The 25,783-nt window shown below is 70.5% G+C and carries 20 protein-coding genes and 2 pseudogenes; 12 read left to right on the plus strand and 10 right to left on the minus strand.

The window, feature by feature from the left end:
* Window positions 1-57: 57 nt before the first annotated feature.
* Together ACQ0O7_RS27590 and ACQ0O7_RS27595 are read right to left on the minus strand one after the other, a co-directional pair.
* Window positions 58-948 (minus strand): alpha/beta fold hydrolase, encoded by an 891-nt coding sequence (locus tag ACQ0O7_RS27590; RefSeq protein WP_430785830.1) that lies wholly within the window; start codon window positions 946-948, stop codon window positions 58-60.
* Window positions 949-1,049: 101 nt separating this feature from the next.
* Window positions 1,050-1,415: a hypothetical protein gene (locus ACQ0O7_RS27595; protein WP_430785832.1), complete on the minus strand. Its 366-nt coding sequence runs from the start codon at window positions 1,413-1,415 to the stop codon at window positions 1,050-1,052.
* Window positions 1,416-1,647: 232 nt separating this feature from the next.
* Between ACQ0O7_RS27595 and ACQ0O7_RS27600 the strand changes: the two genes are divergently transcribed.
* Window positions 1,648-1,860, plus strand: coding sequence for a hypothetical protein (locus tag ACQ0O7_RS27600; RefSeq protein ID WP_430785834.1), 213 nt, complete (start codon window positions 1,648-1,650; stop codon window positions 1,858-1,860).
* A gap of 379 nt (window positions 1,861-2,239) precedes the next feature.
* On the opposite strand, the gene ACQ0O7_RS27605 is transcribed toward ACQ0O7_RS27600, so the two are convergent.
* From ACQ0O7_RS27605 to ACQ0O7_RS27615, 3 genes are all read right to left on the minus strand, one after another.
* On the minus strand, window positions 2,240-2,746 hold the full coding sequence (locus tag ACQ0O7_RS27605) for a hypothetical protein (RefSeq protein ID WP_430785836.1): 507 nt from the start codon (window positions 2,744-2,746) through the stop codon (window positions 2,240-2,242).
* Window positions 2,747-3,655: 909 nt separating this feature from the next.
* The gene (locus ACQ0O7_RS27610; RefSeq protein ID WP_430785838.1) at window positions 3,656-4,912 is read right to left on the minus strand and encodes a hypothetical protein; all 1,257 of its coding nucleotides are present in this window, start codon (window positions 4,910-4,912) and stop codon (window positions 3,656-3,658) included.
* 21 nt (window positions 4,913-4,933) lie between these two features.
* Window positions 4,934-5,686, minus strand: a complete 753-nt coding sequence (locus ACQ0O7_RS27615) for a CDP-alcohol phosphatidyltransferase family protein (protein WP_430785840.1) — start codon at window positions 5,684-5,686, stop codon at window positions 4,934-4,936.
* Window positions 5,687-5,773: 87 nt separating this feature from the next.
* On the opposite strand from ACQ0O7_RS27615, the gene ACQ0O7_RS27620 reads away from it, so the two are divergent.
* The 5 genes and pseudogenes from ACQ0O7_RS27620 to ACQ0O7_RS27640 form a co-directional block, all read left to right on the plus strand.
* A complete protein-coding gene (locus tag ACQ0O7_RS27620; RefSeq protein WP_430785842.1) occupies window positions 5,774-6,736 on the plus strand; it encodes a zinc-dependent alcohol dehydrogenase in 963 nt (320 codons plus the stop codon).
* Window positions 6,737-6,794: 58 nt separating this feature from the next.
* Entirely contained in the window at window positions 6,795-7,193 is a 399-nt protein-coding gene (locus ACQ0O7_RS27625; protein WP_430785844.1) for a 6-pyruvoyl trahydropterin synthase family protein, read from the plus strand.
* Window positions 7,194-8,299: 1,106 nt separating this feature from the next.
* Window positions 8,300-8,509, plus strand: a pseudogene (locus ACQ0O7_RS27630) (glycosyltransferase); the annotation flags it as partial.
* Window positions 8,510-8,960: 451 nt separating this feature from the next.
* Window positions 8,961-9,845 carry a class I SAM-dependent methyltransferase gene (locus ACQ0O7_RS27635; RefSeq protein ID WP_430785846.1) on the plus strand — a complete coding sequence of 295 codons (885 nt, stop codon included), beginning with the start codon at window positions 8,961-8,963 and terminating at the stop codon, window positions 9,843-9,845.
* Window positions 9,846-9,902: 57 nt separating this feature from the next.
* Window positions 9,903-10,820: pseudogene (locus tag ACQ0O7_RS27640) on the plus strand (lysylphosphatidylglycerol synthase transmembrane domain-containing protein); the annotation flags it as partial.
* 215 nt (window positions 10,821-11,035) lie between these two features.
* Here ACQ0O7_RS27640 and ACQ0O7_RS27645 read toward each other — a convergent pair.
* On the minus strand, window positions 11,036-11,746 hold the full coding sequence (locus ACQ0O7_RS27645) for a RibD family protein (RefSeq protein ID WP_430785848.1): 711 nt from the start codon (window positions 11,744-11,746) through the stop codon (window positions 11,036-11,038).
* Window positions 11,747-11,859: 113 nt separating this feature from the next.
* Between ACQ0O7_RS27645 and ACQ0O7_RS27650 the strand changes: the two genes are divergently transcribed.
* The 3 genes from ACQ0O7_RS27650 to recQ are packed head-to-tail and all read left to right on the plus strand — an operon-like array spanning window position 11,860 to window position 16,733.
* Window positions 11,860-12,528 carry a GTP cyclohydrolase II gene (locus tag ACQ0O7_RS27650; RefSeq protein ID WP_430785850.1) on the plus strand — a complete coding sequence of 223 codons (669 nt, stop codon included), beginning with the start codon at window positions 11,860-11,862 and terminating at the stop codon, window positions 12,526-12,528.
* Window positions 12,529-12,578: 50 nt separating this feature from the next.
* The gene (locus ACQ0O7_RS27655) at window positions 12,579-14,495 is read left to right on the plus strand and encodes a SpoIIE family protein phosphatase (protein ID WP_430785852.1); all 1,917 of its coding nucleotides are present in this window, start codon (window positions 12,579-12,581) and stop codon (window positions 14,493-14,495) included.
* Window positions 14,496-14,531: 36 nt separating this feature from the next.
* Window positions 14,532-16,733: a DNA helicase RecQ gene (gene recQ, locus ACQ0O7_RS27660; protein WP_430785854.1), complete on the plus strand. Its 2,202-nt coding sequence runs from the start codon at window positions 14,532-14,534 to the stop codon at window positions 16,731-16,733.
* Window positions 16,734-16,965: 232 nt separating this feature from the next.
* Here recQ and ACQ0O7_RS27665 read toward each other — a convergent pair whose 3' ends face one another.
* Window positions 16,966-17,679 (minus strand): YceI family protein, encoded by a 714-nt coding sequence (locus tag ACQ0O7_RS27665; RefSeq protein ID WP_430786295.1) that lies wholly within the window; start codon window positions 17,677-17,679, stop codon window positions 16,966-16,968.
* A gap of 371 nt (window positions 17,680-18,050) precedes the next feature.
* On the opposite strand from ACQ0O7_RS27665, the gene ACQ0O7_RS27670 reads away from it, so the two are divergent.
* Window positions 18,051-18,512 (plus strand): DUF4259 domain-containing protein, encoded by a 462-nt coding sequence (locus ACQ0O7_RS27670; RefSeq protein WP_430785856.1) that lies wholly within the window; start codon window positions 18,051-18,053, stop codon window positions 18,510-18,512.
* Between the two features lie 4 nt (window positions 18,513-18,516).
* Here the strand turns inward: ACQ0O7_RS27670 and ACQ0O7_RS27675 are convergent, their stop codons facing one another.
* The 3 genes from ACQ0O7_RS27675 to ACQ0O7_RS27685 all read right to left on the minus strand — a co-directional run bounded on the left by ACQ0O7_RS27675 (window position 18,517) and on the right by ACQ0O7_RS27685 (window position 22,985).
* Window positions 18,517-18,918 carry a VOC family protein gene (locus tag ACQ0O7_RS27675; RefSeq protein ID WP_430785858.1) on the minus strand — a complete coding sequence of 134 codons (402 nt, stop codon included), beginning with the start codon at window positions 18,916-18,918 and terminating at the stop codon, window positions 18,517-18,519.
* A gap of 313 nt (window positions 18,919-19,231) precedes the next feature.
* On the minus strand, window positions 19,232-21,910 hold the full coding sequence (ppdK, locus tag ACQ0O7_RS27680) for a pyruvate, phosphate dikinase (protein WP_430785860.1): 2,679 nt from the start codon (window positions 21,908-21,910) through the stop codon (window positions 19,232-19,234).
* A 316-nt stretch (window positions 21,911-22,226) separates the two neighbouring features.
* The gene (locus ACQ0O7_RS27685; protein WP_430785862.1) at window positions 22,227-22,985 is read right to left on the minus strand and encodes a hypothetical protein; all 759 of its coding nucleotides are present in this window, start codon (window positions 22,983-22,985) and stop codon (window positions 22,227-22,229) included.
* Between the two features lie 83 nt (window positions 22,986-23,068).
* Here ACQ0O7_RS27685 and ACQ0O7_RS27690 point away from each other — a divergent pair, with 83 nt between their 5' ends.
* Together ACQ0O7_RS27690 and ACQ0O7_RS27695 are read left to right on the plus strand one after the other, a co-directional pair.
* Window positions 23,069-24,529 (plus strand): FAD-linked oxidase C-terminal domain-containing protein, encoded by a 1,461-nt coding sequence (locus tag ACQ0O7_RS27690; protein ID WP_430785864.1) that lies wholly within the window; start codon window positions 23,069-23,071, stop codon window positions 24,527-24,529.
* Complete coding sequence (locus ACQ0O7_RS27695) at window positions 24,529-25,683, plus strand: FAD-binding oxidoreductase (protein WP_430785866.1); 1,155 nt, start codon at window positions 24,529-24,531, stop codon at window positions 25,681-25,683. The genes ACQ0O7_RS27690 and ACQ0O7_RS27695 overlap by 1 nt, the downstream gene beginning before the upstream one ends.
* Window positions 25,684-25,783 lie beyond the last annotated feature (100 nt).

Raw genomic sequence — 25,783 nt, forward strand, 5'->3', positions numbered from 1 at the left:
GGCGCTCGATTCCGGCCTGGTCCGCGGGAGAGCGTCGGACCGCGTAGGCGGGAGCGATCAGGCGGCCAGGTCGAGGATCTCGTCCAGGACCTGGTTCCAGACCGCTCGGGGTGGGAGTTCGTGGCCTACCCCGTCCAGCCAGACCAGGCGGGCTCCGGGGATGCTGCGGGCCAACTCCTCCGGGTGGTCGGCGGGGAAGCGGCGGTCCAGAGTGCCGTGCAGGACGACGGTGGGGGTCTCGATGGTGCACAGCAGATCGCGGACCGGTGGGCCGTACCCGGCCAGGCGGTGGTTGAGACGGGTGGCGGCCAGGTCCGTGGAGCGGTCGAAGACCCGTTCGGCCAGGCGGCGCAGGTGTGGTTCCTCCGGAGTGAACGGACCGCCCCGGGCGCGCACCTCGTCGATCATGCGGGACACCGCGGATTTGCGGTTCGACCAGTCGGTCTCGTCGGTGGACGGGCGGGCTTCGACCGTACGCAAGCCGGTGGTGACCCGGGACGCGGAAACCGTGAGAGGGCAGCTCAGGGTGACCGTCGCCGGCTCGGCCGCGATGTCGTCGACGGCCGCGGCGATCAACGTCAGACTGAGCACCCGCGACGGGTGGTGGACGGCCATCCGCTGGGCGAGCGCGCCCCCGAACGAGAAGCCGACCAGGTGAGCGGCCGGCAGGCGCAGCGCGTCGAGCACGCCGAGCGCGTCCTCCATCAGGTCGGCACCCGAATAGTCCGGCGCCCCGGCTGGGTAGGAGGTGGACCGGCCGGTGTCCCGGTGGTCGTAGCGGACCACGAACCGGCCGCCGGCGGCCAGTCGCCGGCAGAACTCGTCGTCCCACCAGTCCATCGAGCTGGCGTCCGCGGCCAGGAGCAGCAGCGGGGGCTCGGTGGGCTCGCCGAAGGTCTCCACGCACATCTCGATGCCGTTGATCGGCATCATCGTCTCGTGCACCACGGGTTCATTGTGGGCAGGCTCACTGACGGCGAGGTTACGCCGACATCACATCGGATGACCGGGACTCTGAGAGGTTCCGGCCATCCGATGTTCGCCCGGCCTCAGCCGGCGGTCGGAACGGCTGCCGCCTCCCGGGCCTGGGCGCGGACCACCCGCAACGAGACGGCGGTCAGCCCGAGGGCGATGCCGAACAGGGTGAGATGCAGGTACGGGTTCGCGATCGGCACGAACCCGATGACCGCGACCGGGATCTGCACCACCCCGATCAGAGCCGCGAGCAGCCAGCGGCGCCCGCCGGCCCAGAGCAGTGCCGTCCACACCGGGGCGGACGCGACCAGGAGTGTCAGCCCGTCGAGCAGCGTGTGCAGGGCCGGGTTGTGCACGGCGTTGTGCGCGAAAGCCTGGGCGGGGGCGGCGATCCAGAGGCCGGCGAGAACGACGGCGAGAACGACAGCGGCACGACGCATGGGATCCTCCAGCGTGATCAGACCGTTGCTGCGAGTAACCAAAATACCACCTTCCGGGTGCCTCACGTCTATTCATTCGCCCCACTGATCATCACTCAGCGTTGTTGATCTCAGCCGAAAGGTCCACTGGCCTACGATCAGTGATCATGACTAGCCTGCGGTAGTGCGTTTGATCGAACTAGCTATGACCAGTGCCATCGCAGTGAGTATTGTCGGCGTTTCTTACGCTGCGTTGAACCCACGACAGCTGGAGTCACGCGCCCAATCCGTCGCCGACCAGGCCACCTGCCGAACCGTGGACACCGCGATCGTCGGGTACCTGATGAACACCGGGAAGACGCCGACCTCCATCACACAACTGACCGGTTACGTGCACGGCGACATCTCGCGGTACCGCGTCGTCGACGGGCTCGCCGACGGACCGGGCTGCGCGGACATCCGATAGACATCGAAAGATTTCACCGGGCCGCAACGCGGCGACTCCCGCGGTAAACACAACATCCCCAGAATCCGCGGAACCACTTCCCGTTAGGGCTCCCCCGGTCACCGCGGCCCGCACCGGATCGAACTCGACAGCACCGACAACCTGCTGACCATCGCGGCCTCCGCCGGCGTCGGCATGATCACGGTGGTGAACCCCGCCCTCCTAGATCACCTTCCGCACCTCACCGTCACCGTGGCCTCTCGTGCGAATTGTTCAAAGAAGAGCCATCCGGGGTGAGCCGCCCTCGCTGCGGAAGCCGCTCGATTCGGCACACTCGGGCTGATGGTGGATCACAGCGGTTTCGGGTCGCCAGGGTCAGCCGAGCCCGCCGGCCAGCCGCCTAGCGGTGGACCGCGGCGGTTCGGGTCGCCAAGGCTCGGCGTAAGCCACCGGCCATCCGCCGGGACGCGTTGGGCCTGGTCATCAGGGGTGATACCTCGGCCTCGGCGAGTTCGGGGCGGGTGGCCAGGGCCAGGGCCGCGGCATACGGGCGTTCGCCAGGGCGTTCGAGTGCGGCCGACGTTTCGCGCAGCACATGCAGCAGGGTCCCGCGGTTGGCGTTCGGGTGACGGGCGATCGCGGCGAGAACGCGGTTGCGGGTCCAGCGGTTCAGATCGGCCAGCGGGATCGCGGCCAGCGTCGCCGCGTCGGCGCGCGGCGAGTGGGCCACGGCGTCGCGGACGAAGGAGTACGGGCTGGCCGCGAGCAGCGTCAATCCATGGCGATCCAGCCGAGGATCGTCAACCAGGTTGAGATAGTCCAGTGGGGTCCGTTGCCGAGGAAGCAACCCATCGAAATCCGCCACGATCACATCCTCCCAGTCGCGGCAGCCCAGGCCGGTGATCAACCGCCCGAAAGTCACCACACTGGAGTCTCATCCACGGCGGCCTGACCATGCGCCGTCATCTTCCCGCGCACACGTCTCCCCGCACACATCTCCCCACGCATTGGCTCATTTACCGTCATTTGGGTCTTTTCCTGGTCACCAAATCGCTCGCGGCCAGTTCCTCGCACGGGCGGCCCGAACATATATTAGTCGATTTTCCACCGAAATGACTCTTGTTCTCAGCTGCCTGATCACTTGCGGTCAATCCCTCGCGCGGACGACCCTTTGTGCACAGATCTTGGTGGATTTACCACCGGAAACGGTGGTAAATCCACCAAGATCGGCCAGGTCCGAGGCCGGAAGGCGGACACTCGCGCGGGGAATTGACCGCGGACGGGCCAGCAGCCCAGAGAAAGACTCATCTCGACAGTGAATCGACCAAGATCGCAGATTTGCGGTCGCTTATGGAAGAGATCGACCGTGAGCGAGTCACCGACCGAGGAGGCCGGCACTTTCCGGTGGCAGATCCTCCGAGATCTGGGACCGAATCGGCGCCCCGGCGAGGGCCGACCAGAGCGCGGCACGGGACAGAAGACAACTCAGAGGAGTTTTCCGGCTGCTGGGCCGTCCGCGGTCAATCCCGCGCGCGAGTGTCCGCCTCCAGCCCCGCCCTGGCCGATCTTGGTGGCTTTATCACCGGAAAAGGTGGTAAATACACCAAGATTCTGCTGAGCGGGTCGCCCGCGCGAGGGATTGACCGCAAGCAATCAGGCGGCCGAGAGCAAGGCTGTGGGGAGTGGCAGATCTACCAGATTCTGGGCTGGGAGGAGGACTGTGGGGCGTGCCGGAAGTGGGGAACAGGACGGACTGCTGTGTGGTGATTTCCGGCGCGGAGCGCCCCGGAAATCACCACGCGGTCGTTCGCCCGAGTCAGATGATGTGTGGTGGCTGGGGTAGGGACTGGCTCAGCGGGATCGTGATGCCCTCGTAGACGGAGGGCGGGAGCGGACCCCGGCGAGGCAGCAGCTCGACACCGGGATGGCTCGACTCCAGGCGATCCAGATCGGTCGGGCCGAGGCGGGTGTGGGTCAGGTCGACACGGGCCGGGCTCAGCCGGGTGATCAGGGTGTCGGCCAGTGCGGCCGCGATCGGAGTCCCGCGCAACGACAGGTGTTTCACCTGATGGAGGCCGTCCAGCGGGGTCAGGTCCGGGAGACCGCCGGAGAAGTGCAGGCCCAGCGAGTCCAGGCGGGGCGGAAGCCGGAACGGAGGCGAGGCGGCGAGATCGTCCGACGAGGGGCGAGGCTCCGGCACAGGCCGCGGATCCGGAGCGGGCTGGGCGGACGGGGCGGGGCGATGGCCCGGCGACGGCTGCGGGTGGGTGCCGGAGGAGCCGATGACCAGGTGGGTTCCGGCCAGCTCGATCTCGCGTACCGTAATCGGGATCTGCCCCTCGGCCCACAGGCCGCCCGCCGCCGACAGGGAAAGCTGGACCAGCGACGGCGCCAGGGTGGGCAGCGCCCGCATCCCCCACGGCCGGGACGGCAGGCCTTTGATCTGCAGGCTGGTCAGGGCAGGGATCGGCGAGCCGTCCAGGGTGAAGTGCCCGGGCGCCTCGATCTGCAGGACGCTCAGCTCGGGCCGGCCGGCATAGGCGGCCAGGGAACCGTGCGGGCAGCGGGTGTCGCGGACCAGCCGGACGCCGGCAGGGACCGGCACATCCAGATCGGTGTCGATGAACAGCCGCCGGACCTGGTGGGCGATCTCGGTCAGGCGGTGCAGGCTGTCGGCGTCGCGGACCTCGAAGTCGTGGTGGATGCTGAACGGGCGCCGGTCCGCTGGCGGCCGCACCGGGCCGACCACGTGGAACGGGGTGCGGCCGGGGCTGGCATAGCGGCCGCAGCAGGTCAGCTCGACGATGGTGGCGGTGCCGGTCTCGCTGGTCACGGCCACGTCGATCCATTCGGGCACCCGGCCGTCGCGCCACAGCCGGTGGGCCGCCGTGTCGATCGGGAGCCGTTCGACACGGCCGTCGTCGGACGGGAAGTGCCGTTCGCCGTACGACATGTTGAATCTGACGAGAAGGGTCAACTGTTGAGGCAGCTGTTCGACGAGGCTCGGGGCGGCGAGTTGCCGTGCCGCCTCAGCCGCCTGCCGGAGCCGCTCGGTGAAGAGATTCCGGTCCATTCATAGAAGGCTATATCCGATTCAGCGAGCCGCCAGGGCGTGCGCGCGCGGCGCGGTCCAGACGGCACGCACCCGGGACGCCTGGTAGAGCCACCCGATGTCCCGGCCGAACGACCAGGTCAGGCTGGCCAGCGCGACAGCCAGGGCGAACACCGCGACGGCGGCCGGCAGCAGGCCGCTGACCACCACGGCGAGCATCACACCCTGCTGGGCGGCGACCACCTTGCGGCTGAACTTCGGCGGCAGCGCGGCGTTCAGCCAGGGCAGCGCCCACGACGCGGCCACGAACAGGTAGCGGAAGGCGCCGATGGCGAGCGCCCACCAGCCGTACTCGATCGCGGCGGCGCCGCTCAGCATCAGGATCAGGAACGCGTCGACCTCCATGTCGAAACGCGCGCCGAGGGCGGTGGTGGTGCCGGTGCGGCGGGCCACCTGGCCGTCGATGCCGTCCATGGCCAGCGCCACGGCGGCGATCGCGACGATCAGCAGGGCCGGGGCGTCCGAGCCGACGACCATCGCGGTGACCCCGCCGGTGAGGATCGCCCGGCCGAGCGTGACCGAATTTGCCCATCCGATGGTGGTCATGCCGGCCCGGTGCAGCGCCACCTTCAGCAGCCCGCACAGCACCGCCCCGAAAACCACCCCGGCGAGCCACCCCCACGTGCTGAGACCGACCGTGAGCGCGAGAACCGCCAGCAGCAGGAGCTGGGCGGCGAACCCGGCCAGCGGAGCCTTGGACGGGCTCATCGTGGTCGTGGCGGTACTGATGGTCACCGTTCCTCCTGGACGTAGGGTCTAGCTGCTGTCCCCGATTGACACGCTCTACGGGGAGTTTTGGTTCAGGTGTGGAAGGACGAATCCTTGGCGAAATCGTTCTGGTTGACTTGCCCGGGAACCGGCGAGATACGCGCCGAGCAGGTGACGGATCCCGCGGAGGGCGAGGTTCGGGTGCGCACACTGCACTCGGGTGTGAGCCGCGGCACGGAGACTCTGGTGTTCCAGGGGCGGGTTCCGGAGAACCAGTGGGCGGCCATGCGGGCGCCGTTCCAGGAGGGCGACTTCCCGGCGCCGGTCAAGTACGGGTACCTCAACGTCGGCGTGGTCGAGGCGGGAGTGCCCGAGCTGATCGGGCGGACCGTCTTCTGCCTGTACCCGCATCAGACCCACTACGTGGTGCCGGCGTCGAGTGTCACGGTGGTGCCGGACGAGGTGCCGGCCGCCCGCGCGGTGCTCGCCGGGACGGTGGAGACCGCGGTCAACGCCGTCTGGGACGCGGCGCCGCAGATCGGCGACCGGATCACCGTGGTCGGCGCAGGCATGGTGGGCTCCTCGGTGGCCGCGGTCCTGGCCGGGCTGCCGGCGACCGACGTCCAGCTGATCGACGTCGACCCGGCGCGGTCCGAGGTGGCGGCGGCACTGGGCGTCGGTTTCGCCCACCCGGACGACGCGGCCGGCGATCGGGACATCGTGATCCACGCCAGCGCCACCGAGGCCGGGCTCCGGAAGAGCCTGGAACTTCTTCGATCCGAGGGTACGGTCGTCGAGCTCAGTTGGTACGGAGACAACGCCATCTCGGTGCCTTTGGGCGAATTCTTCCACTCGAAGCGTCTCACGATCCGCAGCTCGCAGGTCGGTGGTATCGCCCCGACACGCCACCGGACCTACGCCCAGCGTTTCCAGACCGCCCTGGAACTGCTGAAAGATCCGAGGTTCGACGCGCTGACCACCGGGCACAGCCCGTTCGAGGACCTGCCGACAGTGCTGCCCGCTCTCGCCGACGGCAGCCTGAAAGCCCTCTGCCACGTCGTCGACTACCCGATTTGATCTTTCCGGGGCGGGTACCCGTAGTACCGCCTCGAACCGAGAAATAGGAGATGAGCCCTTGTTCAGCGTCACCGTCCGCGACCACATCATGATCGCGCACAGCTTCTCCGGTGAGGTGTTCGGCCCGGCGCAGCGCCTGCACGGCGCCACGTTCGTCGTCGACGCCACGTTCCGCCGTCCGGAGCTGGACGACGACAACATCGTGGTCGACATCGGCCGGGCGAGCGAGCAGTTGCACACCATCTGCTCCGGGCTCAGCTACCGCAACCTGGACGACGACCCCGAGTTCTCCGGCGTCAACACGTCCACCGAGTTCCTCGCCAAGATCATCGCCGACCGTCTGGCCGTCCGCGCCCAGGCCGGCGAGCTGGGACCCGGCGCCACCGGGCTGACCGGCATCTCGGTCACCCTGCACGAGTCGCACATCGCATGGGCGAGCTACGAGCGGGCTCTGTGAGTCGTCCGCTGTACGCGGTGCTGCCGGGTGGTCTCGACGACCCGGCAGCACCGAGCGGCGGCAACCGTTACGACCGCGAGGTACTCCGCCGTCTCGGAACCCCCGCCCCCGCCTCATCCCCGGAAACCGGCTCACTCGCTGGTCACGGGTCGCCCAGGCGTGACTCACCAGCCGGGTATGACCCGCGCGCCGGGCATGACGCGCCCATCGCGCTCAGCCCACCCGCCGGGCATGACTCGCCCATCGCACATGGCTCGGCCGCCGGGCATGACTCGCCCACCGTGCTCGGCTCACCAGCCGGGCATGGCACACCCAGCGGGCACGACACGGCTGCTGGTTTCGAGGTCCACGAGCGGCTTCTGCCCGGGGCCTGGCCGCGACCGGAGCCGACCGCTCGTCAGGCTCTCGCCGACGTCCTCGAAGCCGTGCCCGACGGCGCGATCGTGCTGCTCGACGGCCTCGTCGCAGGTGGTGTCCCGGACGTCCTGGAGCCGCACGCCGACCGTCTGCGCCTGGCCGTCCTGGTACACCTGCCGCTCAGCGACGAGACCGGCCTGCCCGCCGATGACGCCGCCGAACTCCGCGCCCTGGAGTCCCGCACCCTCAGCCTGGCCGCGACCGTCATCGCCACCAGCACCCCGGCGGCCCGCCGCGTCGAGGAACTGCACGCCGTCTCCGGCGTCCACGCGATCCCCCCGGGAGTCGCCCCGGCCCCGCCTGCCGCGCCCTCCCCCAGCGGTCACCGCCTCCTCAACGTCGCGTCGCTGACCCACCGCAAAGGCCAGGACGTGCTGTTGGCCGCATTGAGCCTCCTCCCCGACCTGTCATGGACCTGCACCGTCGCCGGTGCCGGCCGCATCCCCCCACTGGACATCTCCCCGCTGAATCAAGCCTGGTTGAGCCACCCCTCGTTGAACCACGCCTCGCCGGAAACCTCCCCGCCGAACGGCCCCCAGCTGGATCTGGCCCCACCGGCAACTCTGCTCCTGGCCGAGACGCCACCGCTATGGCCGGACGCGACTTGTACGCCGGATCACGCCGGCTGGCGGGAAGCCTCGCCCGAGGAGCGGGAAGCCTCGCCCGAGGAGGATGAGGATGAGGAGGCGGCGGGTCGCAGCGTCCGGTTCGTGGGAGCGCTGGCCGGGAGTGCGCTGGACGACGCGTACGCGAACGCGGATCTTTTCGTCCTGCCGTCACGGGCCGAGACCTACGGCATGGTGGTCACCGAGGCCCTGGCCCGCGGCATCCCGGTGGTGGCCAGCGACGTCGGCGGCGTCCCGGAGGCACTCGGCCGAGCGCCCGGAGACACGCCCGGAAGCGGCCCTGACGGCGCATCCGGCGGCGATCCCGGAAACCCGCCCGGCGATGCGGACGAGACCCTGTCCGGCAGCATGCCTGGGAGGGTGGCCGGCAGCGCGCCGGGGAACGCGATCGGGAACACGGTCGACGGTACGGTCGGTGCTACGGGCGAGAACACGGCCGGCGGTACCACGGGGAACGCGGACGATGGCGGGATCCCCGGGCGGCTGATTCCGCCGGACGACCCGCGGGCCCTGGCCGATGTCCTGCGTGCCTGGCTGACCGATCCCGCGCTGCGGGAGCGCTGGCGGGCAAGCGCGATGGCCCGGCGGCGGACGCTGACCGGGTGGGACGAGACCGCCCGGCGGTTGCGGGATGTTCTGGAGAACACACCCGCGAAATCGTGAACCCTTGACGCGGCGTACCGCGATAACCCGATTACAGGCGATGTAAGCCGAGGAGGCACACATGACCGAGGCGCACAGCACGATCGAAGGCGCGGACGCCCTGGTCACCGGGACCGGGCGGCAGGGCGGGACGCTTCCCGGAGCCGGCCCGGCCGGCCGGGGAGAGGCGGCACCGGGCGATACCGGGGGCGAATTCAGCGCCACCTGGCTGAGCCTGCGGGAGCCGGCCGACGCGGCGGCCCGATCGATGGAGTTGGTCGAGCGGCTGCCGGCCGGGGTCCGGACGGTGCGGGACCTGGGGTGCGGCACGGGTTCGCTGGGCCGCTGGCTGTCCCCGCACCTGGGCGACGGCCAGCACTGGATCATGACGGATCGCGACCCGGAGCTGCTGGACCGGGCGGCCGCCGGGATGCCACCAGGTGTGACGGTGAGCACCCAGCGGATGGACGTCGCCGATCTGACCCCGGCTGATCTGGCCGGCACCGATCTGATCACCTGTTCGGCGCTGCTGGACCTGCTCACCGCCGAGGAGGTGCACCGGCTGGCCGGGGTGTGCGCGGAGGCGGGGGTGGCGGTGCTGTTCACCCTGTCGGTGACCGGCGAGGTGCGGCTGGCCCCGGACGACCCGCTCGACACCGAGGTGGAGGCCGCGTTCAACACCCACCAGCGGCGCGAGATCGAGGGGCGCCGCCTGCTGGGGCCGGACGCCCCGGCCGTCGCGGCGGCCGCTTTCCAGGAGCGGGGGGCCCGGGTGACCGTCCGGCCGAGTGCCTGGCGTCTCGGGCCGGCCAGCCCGGAGCTGACCGCCGAGTGGTTGCGCGGCTGGGTCGGCGCGGCCCGGGAGGAGCGCCCTGACCTGGCACTCGACGACTACCTGGAGCGCCGTCTGGGTTCACTTCCGCATGTTTCTGTGGGTCACAAGGATGTTTTAGCGATCTTCGAGTGAACCCTGGGCCGTGAGCCAGGCGTATTAGTCCTCGAAAGCGACGAGGGGACTACGGACGTGAACCGATCGATCTGGGCCTGGCTGCGACTGCTGGGTGGCGCCGCGATCCTGGCGCTGGTGCTCTGGCGCCTCGGGACCGGCGCGTTTGTCGACGGGCTGCGGGTGCTGGACACGGGTGCCCTGCTGGCGGCGCTGGGGATCGGCGCCGCGACGACGGTGCTGAGCGCGTGGCGGTGGTGCCTGGTGGCGCGCGGCCTGGGCATGCGGCTGTCGCTGCGGGACGCGACGGCCGACTACTACCAGGCGCTGTTCCTGAACGCGGCGCTGCCCGGCGGGATTCTCGGTGACGTCGGCCGGGCGGTGCGCCACGGCAAGGGTGAGGGCGATCTGGGCCGCGGTGTGCGGGCGGTGGTGCTGGAGCGTACGGCGGGGCAGCTCGTTCTGCTGCTGGTCGGGGCAGCGGTGCTGGTGACCGTACCGTCGCCGGTCCTTGATCTGCTGACGGCGCACGGGCCGGTGGTCGCGGCGACGACCGCGGGTGTCGCGGCGGCCGGCGTGCTGGTCTGCCTGGTGATGCGCAAGCTGCGCGGCGGGCGGTCGAAGGTGGCGGGCGCGGCCCGGACCGGGCTGGCGGAGATCCGTTCGGGTCTGCTGTCGCGGCGCAGCGGGCCGGGTGTGCTGCTGGCGTCGGCGGCGGTGCTGGCCGGGCATCTGGCGACGTTCCTGGTGGCGGCGAAGGCGGCCGGCAGCGTGGCGACCGTCCTGGAGCTGGCCCCGCTGCTGCTGCTGGCGCTGATCGCGATGGGCCTGCCGGTCAACGTGGGTGGCTGGGGGCCGCGTGAGGGTGTGATGGCCTGGGCGTTCGGCGCCGCCGGGCTGAGCGCCGCACAGGGTCTGACGATCGCGGTGGCCTACGGGATCCTGGCCTTCGTGGCGGCCGCTCCGGGCGCCGCGATCCTGGTGGTCCGGCTGGTCGCGAACCGCCGCGCCGAGAAGGACCCGCGCCCCGGGACGGCAGCCCCGCAGGCGGCAGCCCCGCGGATGGCAGCCCCGCAGACGGTCATCGCGGCGCAGCCGGTGCTCCCGCAGGTGGTCGCCGCGATGGAGCCGGCAGCCCCGCAGATGGTGGTCGCGGCACCGGCAACGGCCCCGCAGGCGATCGTCGTGCCGTTGCCGGTGCGGCAGCCCGCCTACTCCGGTGGTGTCGCGGCTTGACCGTCGAACCGATCGGACAGGGCGTAGCGCAGCAGCACCACGTCACCGATCTGGCGGATCTCCGCGAGACCGGCCCGGTTGCCGGGCCCCCAGGGGAACCTCCCGTCGTGGACGAACCGCGGGGCCCGCGAGTCGCCGACGAAGAACGGGGCGACCACCAGGTGCAGCTCGTCGGCGAGCCCGGCGGTGAGGAACTGGGTGTGCATGTGCCCGCCGCCCTCGACCATCAGCCTGCGCACCCCTCGCGCGGCCAGGTCGGTGGCGACCAGGCGCACGTCGACCGGATCACCGCCGTCGACCACGGTGGCCCGGCCGTCGAGACGCTCACGGGCCTCGGCGACGGACGGCGTGGCGCAGTAGACGAGCTTCCCGGCCTCGCCGGCGGTGAAGAACGACGCCTCCGGGTCGAGGTCGCAGCGCCCGGTGACGGTGACCTTGACCGGGTCGGGAGACTCACCCCGGGCGATCCGGGCGGCGCGGCGCTCGGCGGAACGGATCAGCAGCCGCGGATTGTCCTGACGGATGGTGCCGGCGCCGACCAGGATCGCGTCGCATCGCGCGCGGACCGCGTCGACCCGGTCGAAGTCCGCCTCGTTCGACAGGAGCAGACGCTCCGCCGTGGCATCGTCGAGATAACCGTCGATGGATATGCCACAACTCAGCAGGATGTAAGGACGCTCAGCCACCGATGATTCCTCCCGCGATCGGCCCCCACCATATTCCCTGTGTGCGGGGGCCGATCTCCGGGCAGTGCATCAGCGGGTACGCCGAGTCAGGCGGGAACCAATGAGGAGGACCGATGTTCGAAGCCCCGGCAGTCACGGTAGTCACCAAGGCCACCATCCGGCGGCAGGTGACCGTGCCGTTGCGTTTCCCGGACGGCTACGCCACGACGGCGCGGGTGATGACGTTCGACGGGCTCGACGATGGCAAGGAGCATCTCGCGCTCGGGCTGGGTGACTGGCAACGGGCGCTGACCAAGTCGGCGGCCGGTGGCCGGGCGCCGCTGGTCCGGCCGCACAGCGAGTGCCTGACCGGGGACGTGTTCGGCAGTCAGCGCTGCGACTGCGGGCCGCAGCTGCGGGAGGCGGTGGAGCGGATCGCCGAGCAGGGTGGTTTCCTGCTCTACCTGCGGCAGGAGGGCCGGGGTATCGGCCTGTACGCGAAGCTGGACGCCTACGCGCTGCAGGACGACGGACTGGACACCTATCAGGCGAACGTGGCGCTGGGCCGGGGTGAGGACGAGCGGGACTACACCGCGGCCGCGCAGATGCTGCTCGGCATCGGTGTGGACCGGGTGCGGCTGCTCAGCAACAACCCGGACAAGGCCGGTCAGCTGGCCGAGCTGGGGATCGACGTGACGCAGCGGATCCCGACCGGGGTGCACCTGTCGGCGGCCAACGTGCGGTACCTGAGCGTGAAGGCCTCGCACACCGCGCACACCATCGACCTCCCCCTGGCCGAGTGACGTCCGGAGCCTTCTAGCGGTGGGTCCGGCACGATGGCATGGTGACGGGAGTGGACATACCGGAGGCCGGCGATCTGGCGGCGATGATCGCCGCCGTCGATCAGCTGCCCTTCATCGTCGCCGTGTGCGAGGGCCCGGACCTGCTGCTGGTGGCGTGCAACGCGGCGACCCGGGCGGTGCTGCCGGGGCGGGCCGTGCTGGGCCGGCCGATCCGTGAGGTGATCAGCGATCTGGCCGGTCAGCAGTTCGTGGACGCCTACTACGAGGTGTTCCGGACGGGTAAGCCGGTCAGTGGCCGACAGTGGCGGGCCCATCTGGATCAGCCGGACGGGTCGGTGCACGAGATGTTCGCCACCTTCACCATCGTGCCGTGGCGGTATGCCGACGGCCGGTTGCGTGGGGTGGTCGGGGCGGCGTTCGACGTGACCGCCCTGGCCCGGGACCGGCAGGCGGCCGAGGCGGAGGCGGAGCGGCTGCGCCGGCGGTGGGAGCAGAGCCGGACGGTGATCGACGCGCTGCAGCGGGAGCTGTTGCCGGCCGGGCTTCCGGTGCTGCCCGGGTTGCAGGTGGCGGCCGGCTATCTGCTGGCCGATTCGGATACCCGGGCCGGGGGCGACTGGTTCGACGCGGTGACCACTCCGGACGGGCGGATCGCGCTGGTCACCGGGGACGTGGTGGGGCACGGGGTGACCGCCTCCGGGGTGATGGGCCAGCTGCGGGCGGTGCTTCAGGAGCGACTCGACGCCGGGGCCACCATCGGCGAGGCGCTGGCCGCTGCGGACCGGCTGGCGGGGCGGGTGCGGGCGGCGTACGCAGCAACGGTCTGTCTGTCCGTTCTTGATCCGGGCAGCGGCGAGCTGTCCTACTGCACGGCGGGCCATCCGGCGCCGTTGGTGATCCCGGTCTCCGGAAAGGCCCGATTCCTTGCCGGTACGCGTGGGTCACCGCTCGGCACCGGCGGCTCCTTCCCGGTGCGCACGGCCCGGCTCGGTCCCGGGGAGACGCTGCTGCTCTACACCGACGGCATTCTGGAACGGCCCGGTGCGGCGGCTGATCCGGAGGCCGAGTTCGCCCAGGTGGCGGCGGACGCGGCGGCCGGGCGGGCGCTGCGTGACCCGTCGGCGACCGCTGCCGAGCGGGTCTGCACGCAGACGCTGGAGCTGCTGGTCCGTGCGGGTGGGCACGCCGACGACATCACTCTGCTGGCGGCTCAGCGGGTTCCGGCCGTACCGGAGCTGGTCCTCGATCTTCCGGCGCAGCCGGCCGCGCTGCGGGGCGCCCGCGGTGAGATGGCCGCCTGGCTGGCCGCCGCCGGGGCCGCCGAGAACGACGTGTTCGTGCTGCAGCATGCCGTCGGTGAGCTGGCCACCAACGCTATCGAGCACGCGTTCGGCGGGGTGTTCGGGCGGGACGTGGTGGAGATCCGGATGCGGCTGCTGGCGTCCGGTCTGGTCGAGGCGACCGTTACCGATCACGGCGGCTGGCGGGTGCCGGAGCGGCGGGAGACGCGCGGGCGCGGGCTGGCGCTGACCGCCCAGCTGGTGCAGAGCCTGCGGGTCGAGCCGGGCGGGGTCGGCACGGTGGCGACGGTGCGGCATCCGCTGCTGCGGCCGGCCCGGCTGCTGCCCGGGGTGGAGAGGCCGGCGCCGGAGCGGTCGCGGGACGGCGCGGCGACGATCACCGAGATCAACGACGACGAGGCCCGGGTACGCGTGACGGGCCCCCTGGACGCCGAGACGGCACCGGACGTACGCACCGAGTTGTTGCGCCGCAGTCGTGGCGGCACCGTGCCGATGACCGTCGACCTGTCCGGAATCGCCCATCTGGCCAGTGCCGGGGTGGCCGCCCTGCACGAGGTGGCCGCCCAGCACCTGGCCGGGAAGGCTCCGCTGACCCTGATCGCCGGGCCCGGAACGCCGGCCCGCAGGATCCTCGACCTGGTCGGACTCCCGTCATCCACAGGGTGAATCCGATCTTCGGTTCGGCTCTCTAGACTTCGCGGGGTGACTGACGCCCCTCCGATCTCCGTGTCCAGTGCCACCGACGCTCTCAACCGTGTCTTCGGCTATCCGTCGTTCCGTGGTCAGCAGGGCGACATCGTCGAGCACGTGATCGCCGGCGGTGACGCGCTGGTGCTGATGCCGACCGGTGGCGGCAAGTCGCTGTGCTATCAGATCCCGGCACTGGTCCGCCCCGGCACCGGTGTGGTGGTGTCGCCGCTGATCGCGCTGATGCAGGACCAGGTGGACGCGCTGCGCACCCTGGGTGTGCGGGCCAACTTCCTGAACTCGTCGCAGGATCTGGACGAGCGGCGGGTGGTGGAGGCCGAGTTCCTGGCCGGCGAGCTGGACCTGCTCTACGTCGCACCCGAGGGCCTGGGCACCCCCGGGGTGCAGCGTCTGCTCGACCGGGGCACGATCAGCCTGTTCGCGATCGACGAGGCGCACTGCGTGGCGCAGTGGGGGCACGACTTCCGGCCCGACTATCTGGCCCTGTCGATGCTGCACGAGCGCTGGCCGGACGTGCCACGGATCGCGCTGACCGCCACCGCCACCCCGGCCACCCGCGACGAGATCGCCACCCGGCTGCAGCTGACCGGCGCGCGGCACTTCACCGCCAGCTTCGACCGCCCCAACATCCAGTACCGCATCGTCGGTAAGAACAGCCCGTCCCGTCAGCTGCTCGACCTGCTGCGCACCGAGCACCCCGGCGACTCCGGCATCGTCTACTGCCTGTCCCGGGCCTCGGTGGAGAAACACGCCGAGTTCCTCAGCCAGAACGGGATCCCCGCCCTGCCGTACCACGCCGGCCTCGACGCGCGGACCCGGTTCACCAACCAGTCCCGCTTCCTGCGCGAGGACGGCCTGGTGATGGTGGCGACCATCGCGTTCGGCATGGGCATCGACAAACCCGACGTGCGGTTCGTGGCCCACCTCGACCTGCCGAAATCGCTGGAGGGCTACTACCAGGAGACCGGGCGCGCCGGGCGGGACGGGCAGCCGTCCACCGCCTGGCTGGCGTACGGGCTGCAGGACGTCATGCAGCAGCGCAAGATGATCGAGAGCTCGGACGGGGATCTCGCGTTCCGGCGCAACGCCGCCCAGCATCTGGAGGCGATGCTGGCCCTGTGCGAGAGCGTCACCTGCCGGCGGGCGCAGATCCTCTCCTACTTCGGCCAGACCGCCGCCGAGACCTGCGGCAACTGCGACACCTGCCTGAGCCCGCCGTCCTCCTGGGACGGGACGGTGCCCGCGCAGAAACTGCTGTCCACGGTGTTCCGCCTGCAGAAGGAGCGGGGGCAGAAGTTCGGGGCCGGGCAGTCCATCGACATCCTGCTCGGCAAGCGGACCGACAAGGTCAGCCGGTTCCGGCACGACGAGCTGTCGGTGTTCGGGATCGGCGCGGACCTCAAGGAGGTGGAGTGGCGCGGCGTGGTGCGGCAACTGCTCGCCGGCGGGTTCCTGGCGGTCGAGGGTGAGTACGGGACGATCGCCCTCACCCCGCGCAGCAGCGAGATCCTCAAGGGCGAGCGGAAGGTGATGATGCGCCGGGAGGTGCCGGCACCCCGGACCGCCGCCAAGTCCACCGGGCGGACCGCCGCGGCCACCGCTCCCCCGGCCGATCTGTCGCCGGCCGCCGCCGACCTGTTCGAGCGGCTGCGGGCCTGGCGGGGCGCCACCGCCAAGGAGCAGAGCGTCCCGGCTTACGTAATCTTCCACGACGCCACGCTGCGGGCGATCGCGGCGCTGGCCCCGAAGACCCTGGCCGAGCTGGGCACGGTGAGCGGGGTGGGCCAGAGCAAGCTGACCAAGTTCGGCGACCAGGTGCTGGCCGCGGTCGCCGGTTCCGCCGAGGCGGGCACCTCGGCGGACGCTCTTTCCGCGGACGCCGCGTTGTTCTCCGCGGGCTCCTCTTCTGGGGTCGCTTCCTCCCCGGGAGCTTCCTCCCCGGGCGCTTCCTCCGCGGGCACTTCCTCCCCGGGCACTTCTTCCCCGGGCACTTCCTCCCCGGGCCGGGCGCCTTCGCCATCGGCGGGCTCGGCCGCCGATGAGGCCTCCGCCGCCGGCCGTCCGGAGGCGAAGGCCACGCGGTCGGCCTCGCCACGATCGCGTCCCGCCGTGGTCAGCCCGGACGACGACCTGAATTCCATTCCGTTGCCGCCGGAGCCCGACTTCGACGACGATCCGGGCGCCTATGAGTACTGACCTCTGACCGCGGGCGGCCGCTCCCCCTGGGCCGGCCGGCGGGTGGTCCGCTCTTCTCGACGCGGGCTGCCCTTCCGGCCGAGCCCGTCCACTCCTGGGCCGGCCTTCCGCTCCTGGACCGGCCTCCCGCTTCTGGGTCCGCCTCCCGCTCCTAGGCCGGTTTCCCGATCCGGGTCCGGTTTCCCGATCCTGGCCGATTTCCCGTCCGGGCCGGCCTCCCGCGCCTGGACGGTCAGGATTCGCGGATGGCCTCGCCGGCGATCTCGATGCGGATCTTTTTGCCGACCAGGACGCCGCCGGCTTCCAGGGCGACGTTCCAGACCAGGCCGAAGGACTCGCGGTCGAGTTCGGCGGAGGCGCTGAAACCGAAGATGTCCCGGTCGTACGGGTCACGCCGGGCCCCACCGAACTCCATGTTCATCGACACCGGCCGGGTGACGTCACGAACCGTCAGGTGCCCGTTGATCACGAAGCGGCCGGAGGCCCGGGTGGCGGCGGGCGGCAGATCCGCGACCGTGCCGCGACGGCTGAGCGGGTTGTTCCGCAGCCGCGCCCAGTTGAAGATCGGGTCGTTGTCCGCCTCCCAGGTGATCCCGGTGCTGCGGTACTCAAGCGTCGGAAATCGGGTGACGTCCAGGAAATCCGGACTGGACAGATGCGCGTCCCGTTCCGGATTGTGCGTGTTGATGCTGTCCGCACGAATGGACGCACTGATCGACGATCGCAGTGGATCCTCGGCCACCACGATCGTCGCCGTTCCTTTCGCGAATTCTCCGCGAACCGGGCTGACCATCATGTGCTGCGCCACAAAACCGATGCGTTTGTGAGCTTCATCCAGCGTGTACACCCCTGGATCCGGAATTAGCAGTCCCTGCCAGTCCCGGACCGGCCGGTCGATGGTCACGTAGTTCTCCCCCTCGGCTCCATCGTCGCCGCGTCGCGGCATACGAGCCCCCTGGCTCCGATTGCTGATCAGCCGCGATTCTATGCAGCTCATTGTTCGCAGAGTCACCCCGAGGAATGCCGTACGTGTTGGCCGCCACATCAGAACCCCCCGACCAAGATCGACGTTTCTCGACAAATCGGCCCGGATTTTGTGCCGTCGAGTCACCATTCCGTCGACAATTCGGAAACGTCGCACAAAGCGGACTGCCCACTGGCGTCGGATGAACGACACGGAAAGTAAGGACGTGCTTATGAGCACTCCGTGTTCACAGTCACGTCAACGCGGGGAGGTGTGGCACCGAATGATCCGGATCCACCGATGTGTGATCATTTCGTGGGCACAAACGCCCGGAAGCCACCGGAGGGACACGAATGGGCGCCTGGGATTTCGGGCCGTTCGACAACGACACCGCCGCCGACTGGAGTGGGGACCTTCAGGACACCAAGCCCGAGCGGCGTGTCGCCCTGATCCGGGAGACACTCGGCGAAGTGCTGCACGAGAGCGCGTATCTGGACAGCGGCCCCGCCGAGCGGGCCATCGCCGCGGCGGCCGTCATCGCCTCGCTGCAGCCCGGCGGCAGCGCGCTGACCACGCCGTACGCGCCGGATTTCCTGACCGGCGGCGGCACCCTGGAGCTTCCGGACGATCTGCCGGACCTCGCGCTGCGCGCCCTCGACCGGATCACCGGCGCCGACTCGGAATGGCCGGAGCTGTGGGAGGACGGCCTGCCCAAGGCACTGGCCGCCCTCCGCCCGGTCCGCGACGCCCTGGAATCGGGCACCCCGGAACCGGGCGCTCTGGAACCGGGCGCTCTAGAACCGGGCGCCGGGTGAAGCGTCAGCTGATATTGACCATCCAGGAGATGCCGAACCGGTCGACCAGCTGCCCGAACTCGTCACCCCACATCTGCTTCTCCAACGGCACCCGGATCTCGGCGCCCGCGGACAGCCCCTCCCAGTAACCGCGCAGCAGGGCGCCGTCGTCACCGCTCAGGCTGACCGTGATGTTCTCGCCCGGCTTGTAGTCCATCCCGGGAGGCGTGTCCGACGCCATCAGCGTGTAGCCCTCCGGGGTGTCCAGCTGGGCGTGCATCACCAGGTCCCGGGCGGCCGGTTCGGGCGCACCGAACTCGCCGAACGTGTTGATCTTCAGATCGCCACCGAGGACCGACCGGTAGAACTCGACGGCTTCGCGAGCCTGGCCGTCGAAGGACAGATACGGGTTGAGGCGGGACGTCATGGCAGCTCCATCGTCGTCGTTGACTCCGTCACCTCGGACGCTAGACAGCTTCCGTGGCCGGGGTCAGGACATGTGCCGATTTACGGCTCGATTCGAGCCGTAAATCGGCACACGAACGGGGACGCGCGGCGGGCCGGTGGGGTGACGGTGAGGTGACGCTCACGCCCGGCGGTCGCGGCACGGTCCGGTGGGGCCGCAGACCTCGCGCGGCTGCCACGGATGCCGTGGATTTCGGCGGGGCTGCCCGTTCCGTACCGAATCATGGGTTGAGGAACGGCGGGCCGCGGCGAACCGCCACCGGCCCGCCGGACCGTCAGCGGTGGTCGGAGCCTTCTGCGGTCACCGCGGCACGGCCGGCCTCCAGGCGGGCGATCGGCACGCGGAACGGTGAGCAGGAGACGTAATCCAGACCGACCCGATGAAAGAAGTGAACGGAATCCGGGTCGCCGCCATGCTCGCCGCAGACGCCCAGTTTCAGGTCGGGGCGGGCGGCGCGACCCTCGTCGGTGGCGATGCGGACCAGGCGGCCGACACCGTCGGCGTCGATCGACTCGAAGGGTGAGATGCCGAAGATGCCGAGTTCCAGATAGCGCCAGAAGAACGCGCCCTCCACGTCGTCGCGGGAGAAACCCCAGCCCATCTGAGTGAGGTCGTTGGTGCCGAAGGAGAAGAACTCGGCGGCCTCGGCGATCTGGCCGGCGGTCAGGGCGGCACGCGGCACCTCGATCATGGTGCCGATGAGGATCCGGACATTCGCGGAACCGACCACCTCGGCGATGATTCTTTCCGCCTCGGCGCGCACCGTTTCCAATTCCTGCACGGCGCCCACCAGCGGGACCATGATCTCCGGACGCGGATTGCCGCCCTCGGCGGCGAGGGCCACGGCGGCCTCGGCGATGGCCCGGACCTGCATCGCGAAGAGACCCGGAATGACCAGGCCGAGACGTACGCCGCGCAGCCCCAGCATCGGATTCTGCTCGTGCATCCGGCGGACCGCGGCCAGCAACTGTTCGTCCTTCTCGTCCGGCTCGCCGTGTTCCTGCTGGACGGCCACTTTGACCGCGAGTTCCTCCAGCGACGGCAGGAACTCGTGCAACGGCGGGTCGATCAGCCGGACGGTGACCGGCAGCCCGTTCATCTCCCGGAAGATCTCCAGGAAATCGGCGCGCTGCAGCGGCTGGAGAGCGGACAGCGCCTCGGCACGTTCGGCATCGCTGCGCGCAAGAATCAGACGCTCGACGAGTTCCCGGCGGTCACCGAGGAACATGTGCTCGGTCCGGCACAGGCCGATGCCCTGAGCGCCGAACCGGCGGGCGCGGGCCGCGTCGGCACCGGTGTCGGCGTTGGTGCGCACCCGCAGACGACGGGTGGCGTCGGCGTGGGTGAGGATCCGGTGCACCGCCGCGACCAGCGGATCGTTGGCCCGCGCGGGGTCCAGATCGCCCTCGAAGTACTGCACCACCTCGCTGGGCCGCACCGGCACCTCGCCGAGATAGACCCGCCCGGTGGTGCCGTCGACGGAGATCGTGTCGCCCTCGCGAACGATGTGCGAGCCGATCGCGAACGACGCCGCCGAGACCTCCATCCGGTCGGCGCCGCAGACACACGTCTTGCCCATGCCGCGGGCCACCACCGCGGCGTGCGAGGTCTTGCCGCCCCGGCTGGTCAGGATGCCGTTCGCGGCGATCATGCCGGGCAGGTCGTCCGGGTTGGTCTCCCGCCGCACCAGGATCACCGGCCGGCCCTCGGCGGCGACCTCGACAGCCCGCCGCGAGGTGAAGACCACCTCACCGAACGCCGCACCGGGCGACGCGCCGATGCCCCGGGTCAGCGACTCCGGATCGCCGGACAGGTCGAAACGGGGGAACATCAGCTGGGCTAGCTGCCCGCCGGTGACCCGGGTGAGCGCCTCGTCCAGATCGATCACGCCCTCGTCGACCAGCTGCGCGGCGATGGTGAACGCGGCGGCCGCGGTCCGTTTCCCGACCCGGGTCTGCAACATCCAGAGCTTGCCACGCTCGATGGTGAACTCGATGTCGCACAGATCGCGGTAGTGGCCCTCCAAGGTGGCCATGATCTGCATCAGTTCGTCGTACGACCGCTTGTCCAGCCGTTCCAGATCGGCCAGCGACAGCGTGTTACGGATCCCGGCGACCACGTCCTCGCCCTGCGCGTTGGACAGGTAGTCGCCGTAGACGCCCTGCTCACCGGTGGCCGGATCGCGGGTGAACGCGACACCGGTGCCGGAGTCGGCGCCCAGGTTGCCGAAGACCATGGCGACCACGTTGACGGCCGTGCCCAGGTCGGCCGGAATACGCTCCTGGCGGCGGTAGAGGATCGCGCGGTCGGCGTTCCACGACCGGAAGACCGCCTCCACCGCCTGGTCGAGCTGTTCGCGGGGATCCTGCGGGAAGTCGTGGCCGGTGTGCTTGACGAACACCTTCTTGTACGCGGTGACCAGCGCCCGCAGATCGCCGGCGTCCAGGTCGACGTCATCGGTGACGCCCTTGGCCGTCTTCGCCTCGTGCAGCGCGTCCTCGAACTCGTGGCCGGGCACCTCGCAGACGGTCTTGCCGAACATCTGGATCAGGCGCCGGTACGAGTCCCAGGCGAACCGGTCGTTGCCACCCGCCTGCCGCGACAGCCCATCCACCGAGGCGTCGTTGAGACCCACGTTGAGAACGGTCTCCATCATGCCGGGCATCGAGAACTTGGCCCCCGACCGCACCGACACCAGCAGCGGATCGGCCGGGTCGCCGAGCTCACGGCCCATCGCGGACTCCAGAGCGGCCAGATGCTCGTCGATCTCGGCGGTCAGGCCGTCGGCGTGCGTGCCCTGACGCAGGAACCGCTGGCACGCCTCGGTGGTGATGGTGAAACCGGGAGGCACGGGCAGGCCCAGATTGGTCATCTCCGCGAGATTGGCGCCCTTGCCGCCCAGCAGATCTTTCAGGTCCTTGTTGCCCTCAGAGAAGTCGTACACGAACTTCATGCCCTACCTCCGGCCTTCGGCGACGAATCCGTGGTGGATACCACTTCCTGCCCTGGGATTCGTAAGGCTAAGCACGGGAGGGCTGAAAAATTAACCGTGCCGTGGCTTTTTCCACAGAGGTCCGCCCATCACTGAGCGGTATGCGCTCTCTCCGAGCAGTAACGCGCACACGGCCACTGATCGCGTCGTGGGAGGGGGTCGCCGGGACGGTTCACGGCGGAAAATAAGAGCGCCGCTGCGAATTCCACGGGGGAAGAACTCGCAACGGCGCACCGCGAACATTAGACGACGATCGTCGAGCTGTCCATCCCAGGCGCTAACTCACGCGCTGCACGACCGAGCCGATCAGGCGCTGCCAGTCGGCGTCGAAGGACGGCGACGGCGACGAGTTGTCCAGGCGATAGACCGCGTAGCTGTCCACAAGCACCACATTGCGGGTACGCAGAACGGCCACCGCGGTGTCGGCGGTGCCCGGGTGCTCGGCGTCGTACAGCTTGTGCCGGACGATCACGAACCCGGACCAGCCGCCCTCGTCCAGCTCGCGGATCTCGACCGTCTCGGTGTAGGCGGGCTCGTTGCGGTCCGCGGTCACCGTGGCCGGCACGTCGACCTTGGCCACGCACTGGTCGGCGACCGCGCGCAGCAGTGACTGCCCGGCCTCGGCGCTGGCCGCGTCGGCGTAGACCAGCGCCGACTGCTGCAGGGTCTGCGCGCCCTTCTCCCCTTCGTCGGCGGCGTTCGACGAGACCACCTCGGCGCCCGGCGGGATCTCCGGCGGCGCGGTCGTGCCACCGCAGAAGCTGACCAGGCGGGTCGGCGCGGCGCTCTCCTGCGGAGCGGACCAGGACGGCCCGATCTCGGCCGGCTGCAGGAAGGCCCCGCGCATCGTGGTGACGGTGACCAGACCGGCGTCCGGCGCGTCACCGTCGCCGTCGTCGGAGCTGCACCCGGCCGCCAACACCAGGGCGCAGGCTGCGCCCACGGCGGCACGGAGGGTTCTGGCGGTCGTGAACATCCGGCCATCCTGCCAGACCAGCCCGGCCGGCTCGTCGGCCATCCACAGGCCGCGGCTCATCCACAGGCGGAAGCGTCCCCGTCGCGCTGGGCGGCGTTCCGGTTTAGCGTGGCCGGTAGGCAACGTCGCCGAGGAGGTCCACGATGAGCGTCATCGATGCGCTGGCCGCACGTCTGCGGTCCGGGCTGGGCCCGGAGCAGGTGCTGACCGACAGGCAACAACTTCGGACGTACGAGTGTGACGGCCTCGCGCACTATCGGGTCGTCCCCGCGCTCGTCGCCCTGCCACGCAGTTCCGCCGAGACCGCAGCGGTCGTCCGTGCCTGTGCCGAGGCGGGGGTGCCGTTCGTGGCCCGGGGCTCCGGCACCGGCCTGTCCGGTGGAGCGCTGCCACACGCCGACGGGGTCCTGATCGTCACCTCCCAACTGCGGTCGGTCGTGTCGCTCGATCCCGCCGACGAGCGTGCCGTGGTGCAGCCCGGCGTGATCAATCTGCAGGTCAGCGAGGCGGTCCGGGATTTCGGGTATTACTACGCGCCCGATCCGTCCAGCCAGCAGATCTGCTCGATCGGTGGCAACGTCGCGGAGAACTCCGGCGGTGCCCACTGCCTGAAATACGGATTCACCACCAACCACGTCACCGGCATCGAGATGGTCACCCCCGACGGCGACCTGGTCCGGCTCGGCGGGCCCGCGCCGGACACCCCCGGTTACGACCTGCTCGGCGCGTTCGTCGGCTCGGAGGGCACGCTCGGCATCGCCACCGAGGTCACGGTCCGGCTGACCAGGCTGCCGCAGACCGTCCGGACCCTGCTCGCCGCCTTTCACGGCACCGACCAGGCCGGGGCCGCCACCTCGGCGATCATCGCGGCCGGGGTGGTCCCGGCCGCGATCGAGATGATGGACGCCCTGTCCATCGAGGCCGCCGAGTCGGCCGTCCACTGCGGTTACCCGAGCGGCGCGGGCGCCGTCCTGGTGGTCGAGCTGGACGGGCCGGCGGCCGAGGTCGAGGCCCAGTTCGAGCAGGTCACGCGACTGTGCTCGGAGCATGGCGCCTTCGAGGTCCGGGTGGCCGCCGACGACGCGGAGCGGGCGCTGATCTGGCGGGGGCGCAAGTCGGCGTTCGCGGCGGTCGGGCGGATCAGCCCCGACTACATCGTGCAGGACGGGGTGATCCCCCGGACCGCGCTGCCCGAGGTGCTGCGCCGCATCAACGAGGTGGCCACCACTCACGGGGTGCGGGTCGCCAACGTCTTCCACGCCGGTGACGGCAACCTGCATCCGCTGGTCCTCTTCGACGACGCGGTGCCGGGCGAGGCCGGCCGGGCCGAGACCGTCTCCGGGGCCATTCTCGACCTGTGCATCGAGTTCGGCGGCTCGATCACCGGCGAGCACGGGGTCGGGGTGGACAAGGCGCGCTACATGCCCCGCATGTTCACCGACGACGATCTGGACACCATGCAGCTGGTCAGGTGTGCCTTCGACCCGGACGGGCTGGCCAATCCGGGCAAGGTCTTCCCCACCCCGCGCCTGTGCGGCGAGCGGCCCGGCCGGCGTCAGGGCGCCCATCCGCTGCAGCGGGCCGGCGTGGCGGAGATCTTCTGATGAGCGGGCTGGACGATCTGACCACCGAGGCCGGCGACGACGACGTGGTCGGGGGTGTGCGGGCCCGGCTGGTGGCGGCGCCGGCGTCGACCGAGGAGGCGTCCGCGCTGATCACCGCGGCCCGGGATCTCAGCGTGGTGATCCGCGGCGGCGGCACCCGGATCCAGCAGGGCCCACCCCCGCGCGAGCTGGACCTGATCATCGACACCCGGCGGCTCACCGGGATCGTCGAGCACGCGGCCGGTGACCTGATCACCGTGGTCCGGGCCGGCACGCCGATGGCCGAGTTGCACCGGCTGCCCGGTCAGCAGCTGGCACTCGACGCGCCGCCGGCGGCGACGGCCGGGGGCACCGTCGCGGCGAACGGCAGCGGTCCACGCCGGCTGCGTTATGGCACCGCCCGCGACCTGCTGATCGGCATCACCGTGGTCCGGCCCGACGGCCGGGTCACCAAAGCGGGTGGCAAGGTCGTCAAGAACGTCGCCGGGTACGACCTGGGCAAGCTCTACACCGGATCGTTCGGCACGCTGGGGCTGATCACCGAGTGTGTCTTCCGGCTGCATCCGGTTCCGGTCACCTCCCTGGTCGTCCGCTCCACCGCCCCACCCTCGTCGGCGGCGAAGGTTCTGGCCGGCCAGTTCGCACCGAGCGCTCTGGAGATCGACGCCGCGCCCGGGGCCGCACCGGAGATCGCGGTCCTGCTGGAGGGCACCGCCGCCGGGGTCCACGACCGTGCCACCGAGCTGGCCGCGCTCCTCGACGGCGAGGCCACCACCGAGCCGCCGTCGTGGTGGGACACCCCACCGTGGCCACCCGGCGGGCTGGCGCTGAAGCTGACCTCGGTCCTCTCCCGGGTGCCCGGCCTGGTCACCACGGCGGTCGACGCGGGTTTCACCGTCCGGGGGTCGGCCGGGGCCGGAGTCCTGTTCGCGGGATGCCCCGCCGGTGACGCGACGGTCGGCGCCGTCGAGACGCTGCGGGCGGCCGCCACCTCGGCCGGTGGGCATGCGGTCGTGCTGGCCGCGCCCGAGCCGATCCGCGACGGGATCGACATGTGGGGGCCGGTTCCCGGGCTCGACCTGATGCGCCGCGTCAAGGACCGATTCGATCCGGGGCACCGGTTCGCGCCCGGCCGCTTCGTGGGAGGTATCTGATGGCCGACGCCACCGAGCCCGCTGCCGGGATCCCCTCCGGCACTCAACCCGCTGCCGGGGGCCGCGGGATCCTCTCTGGCACTCAACACACTGCCGAGGG

The organism is Actinoplanes sp. G11-F43 (genome assembly GCF_050589265.1).
Classification (GTDB): domain Bacteria; phylum Actinomycetota; class Actinomycetes; order Mycobacteriales; family Micromonosporaceae; genus Actinoplanes.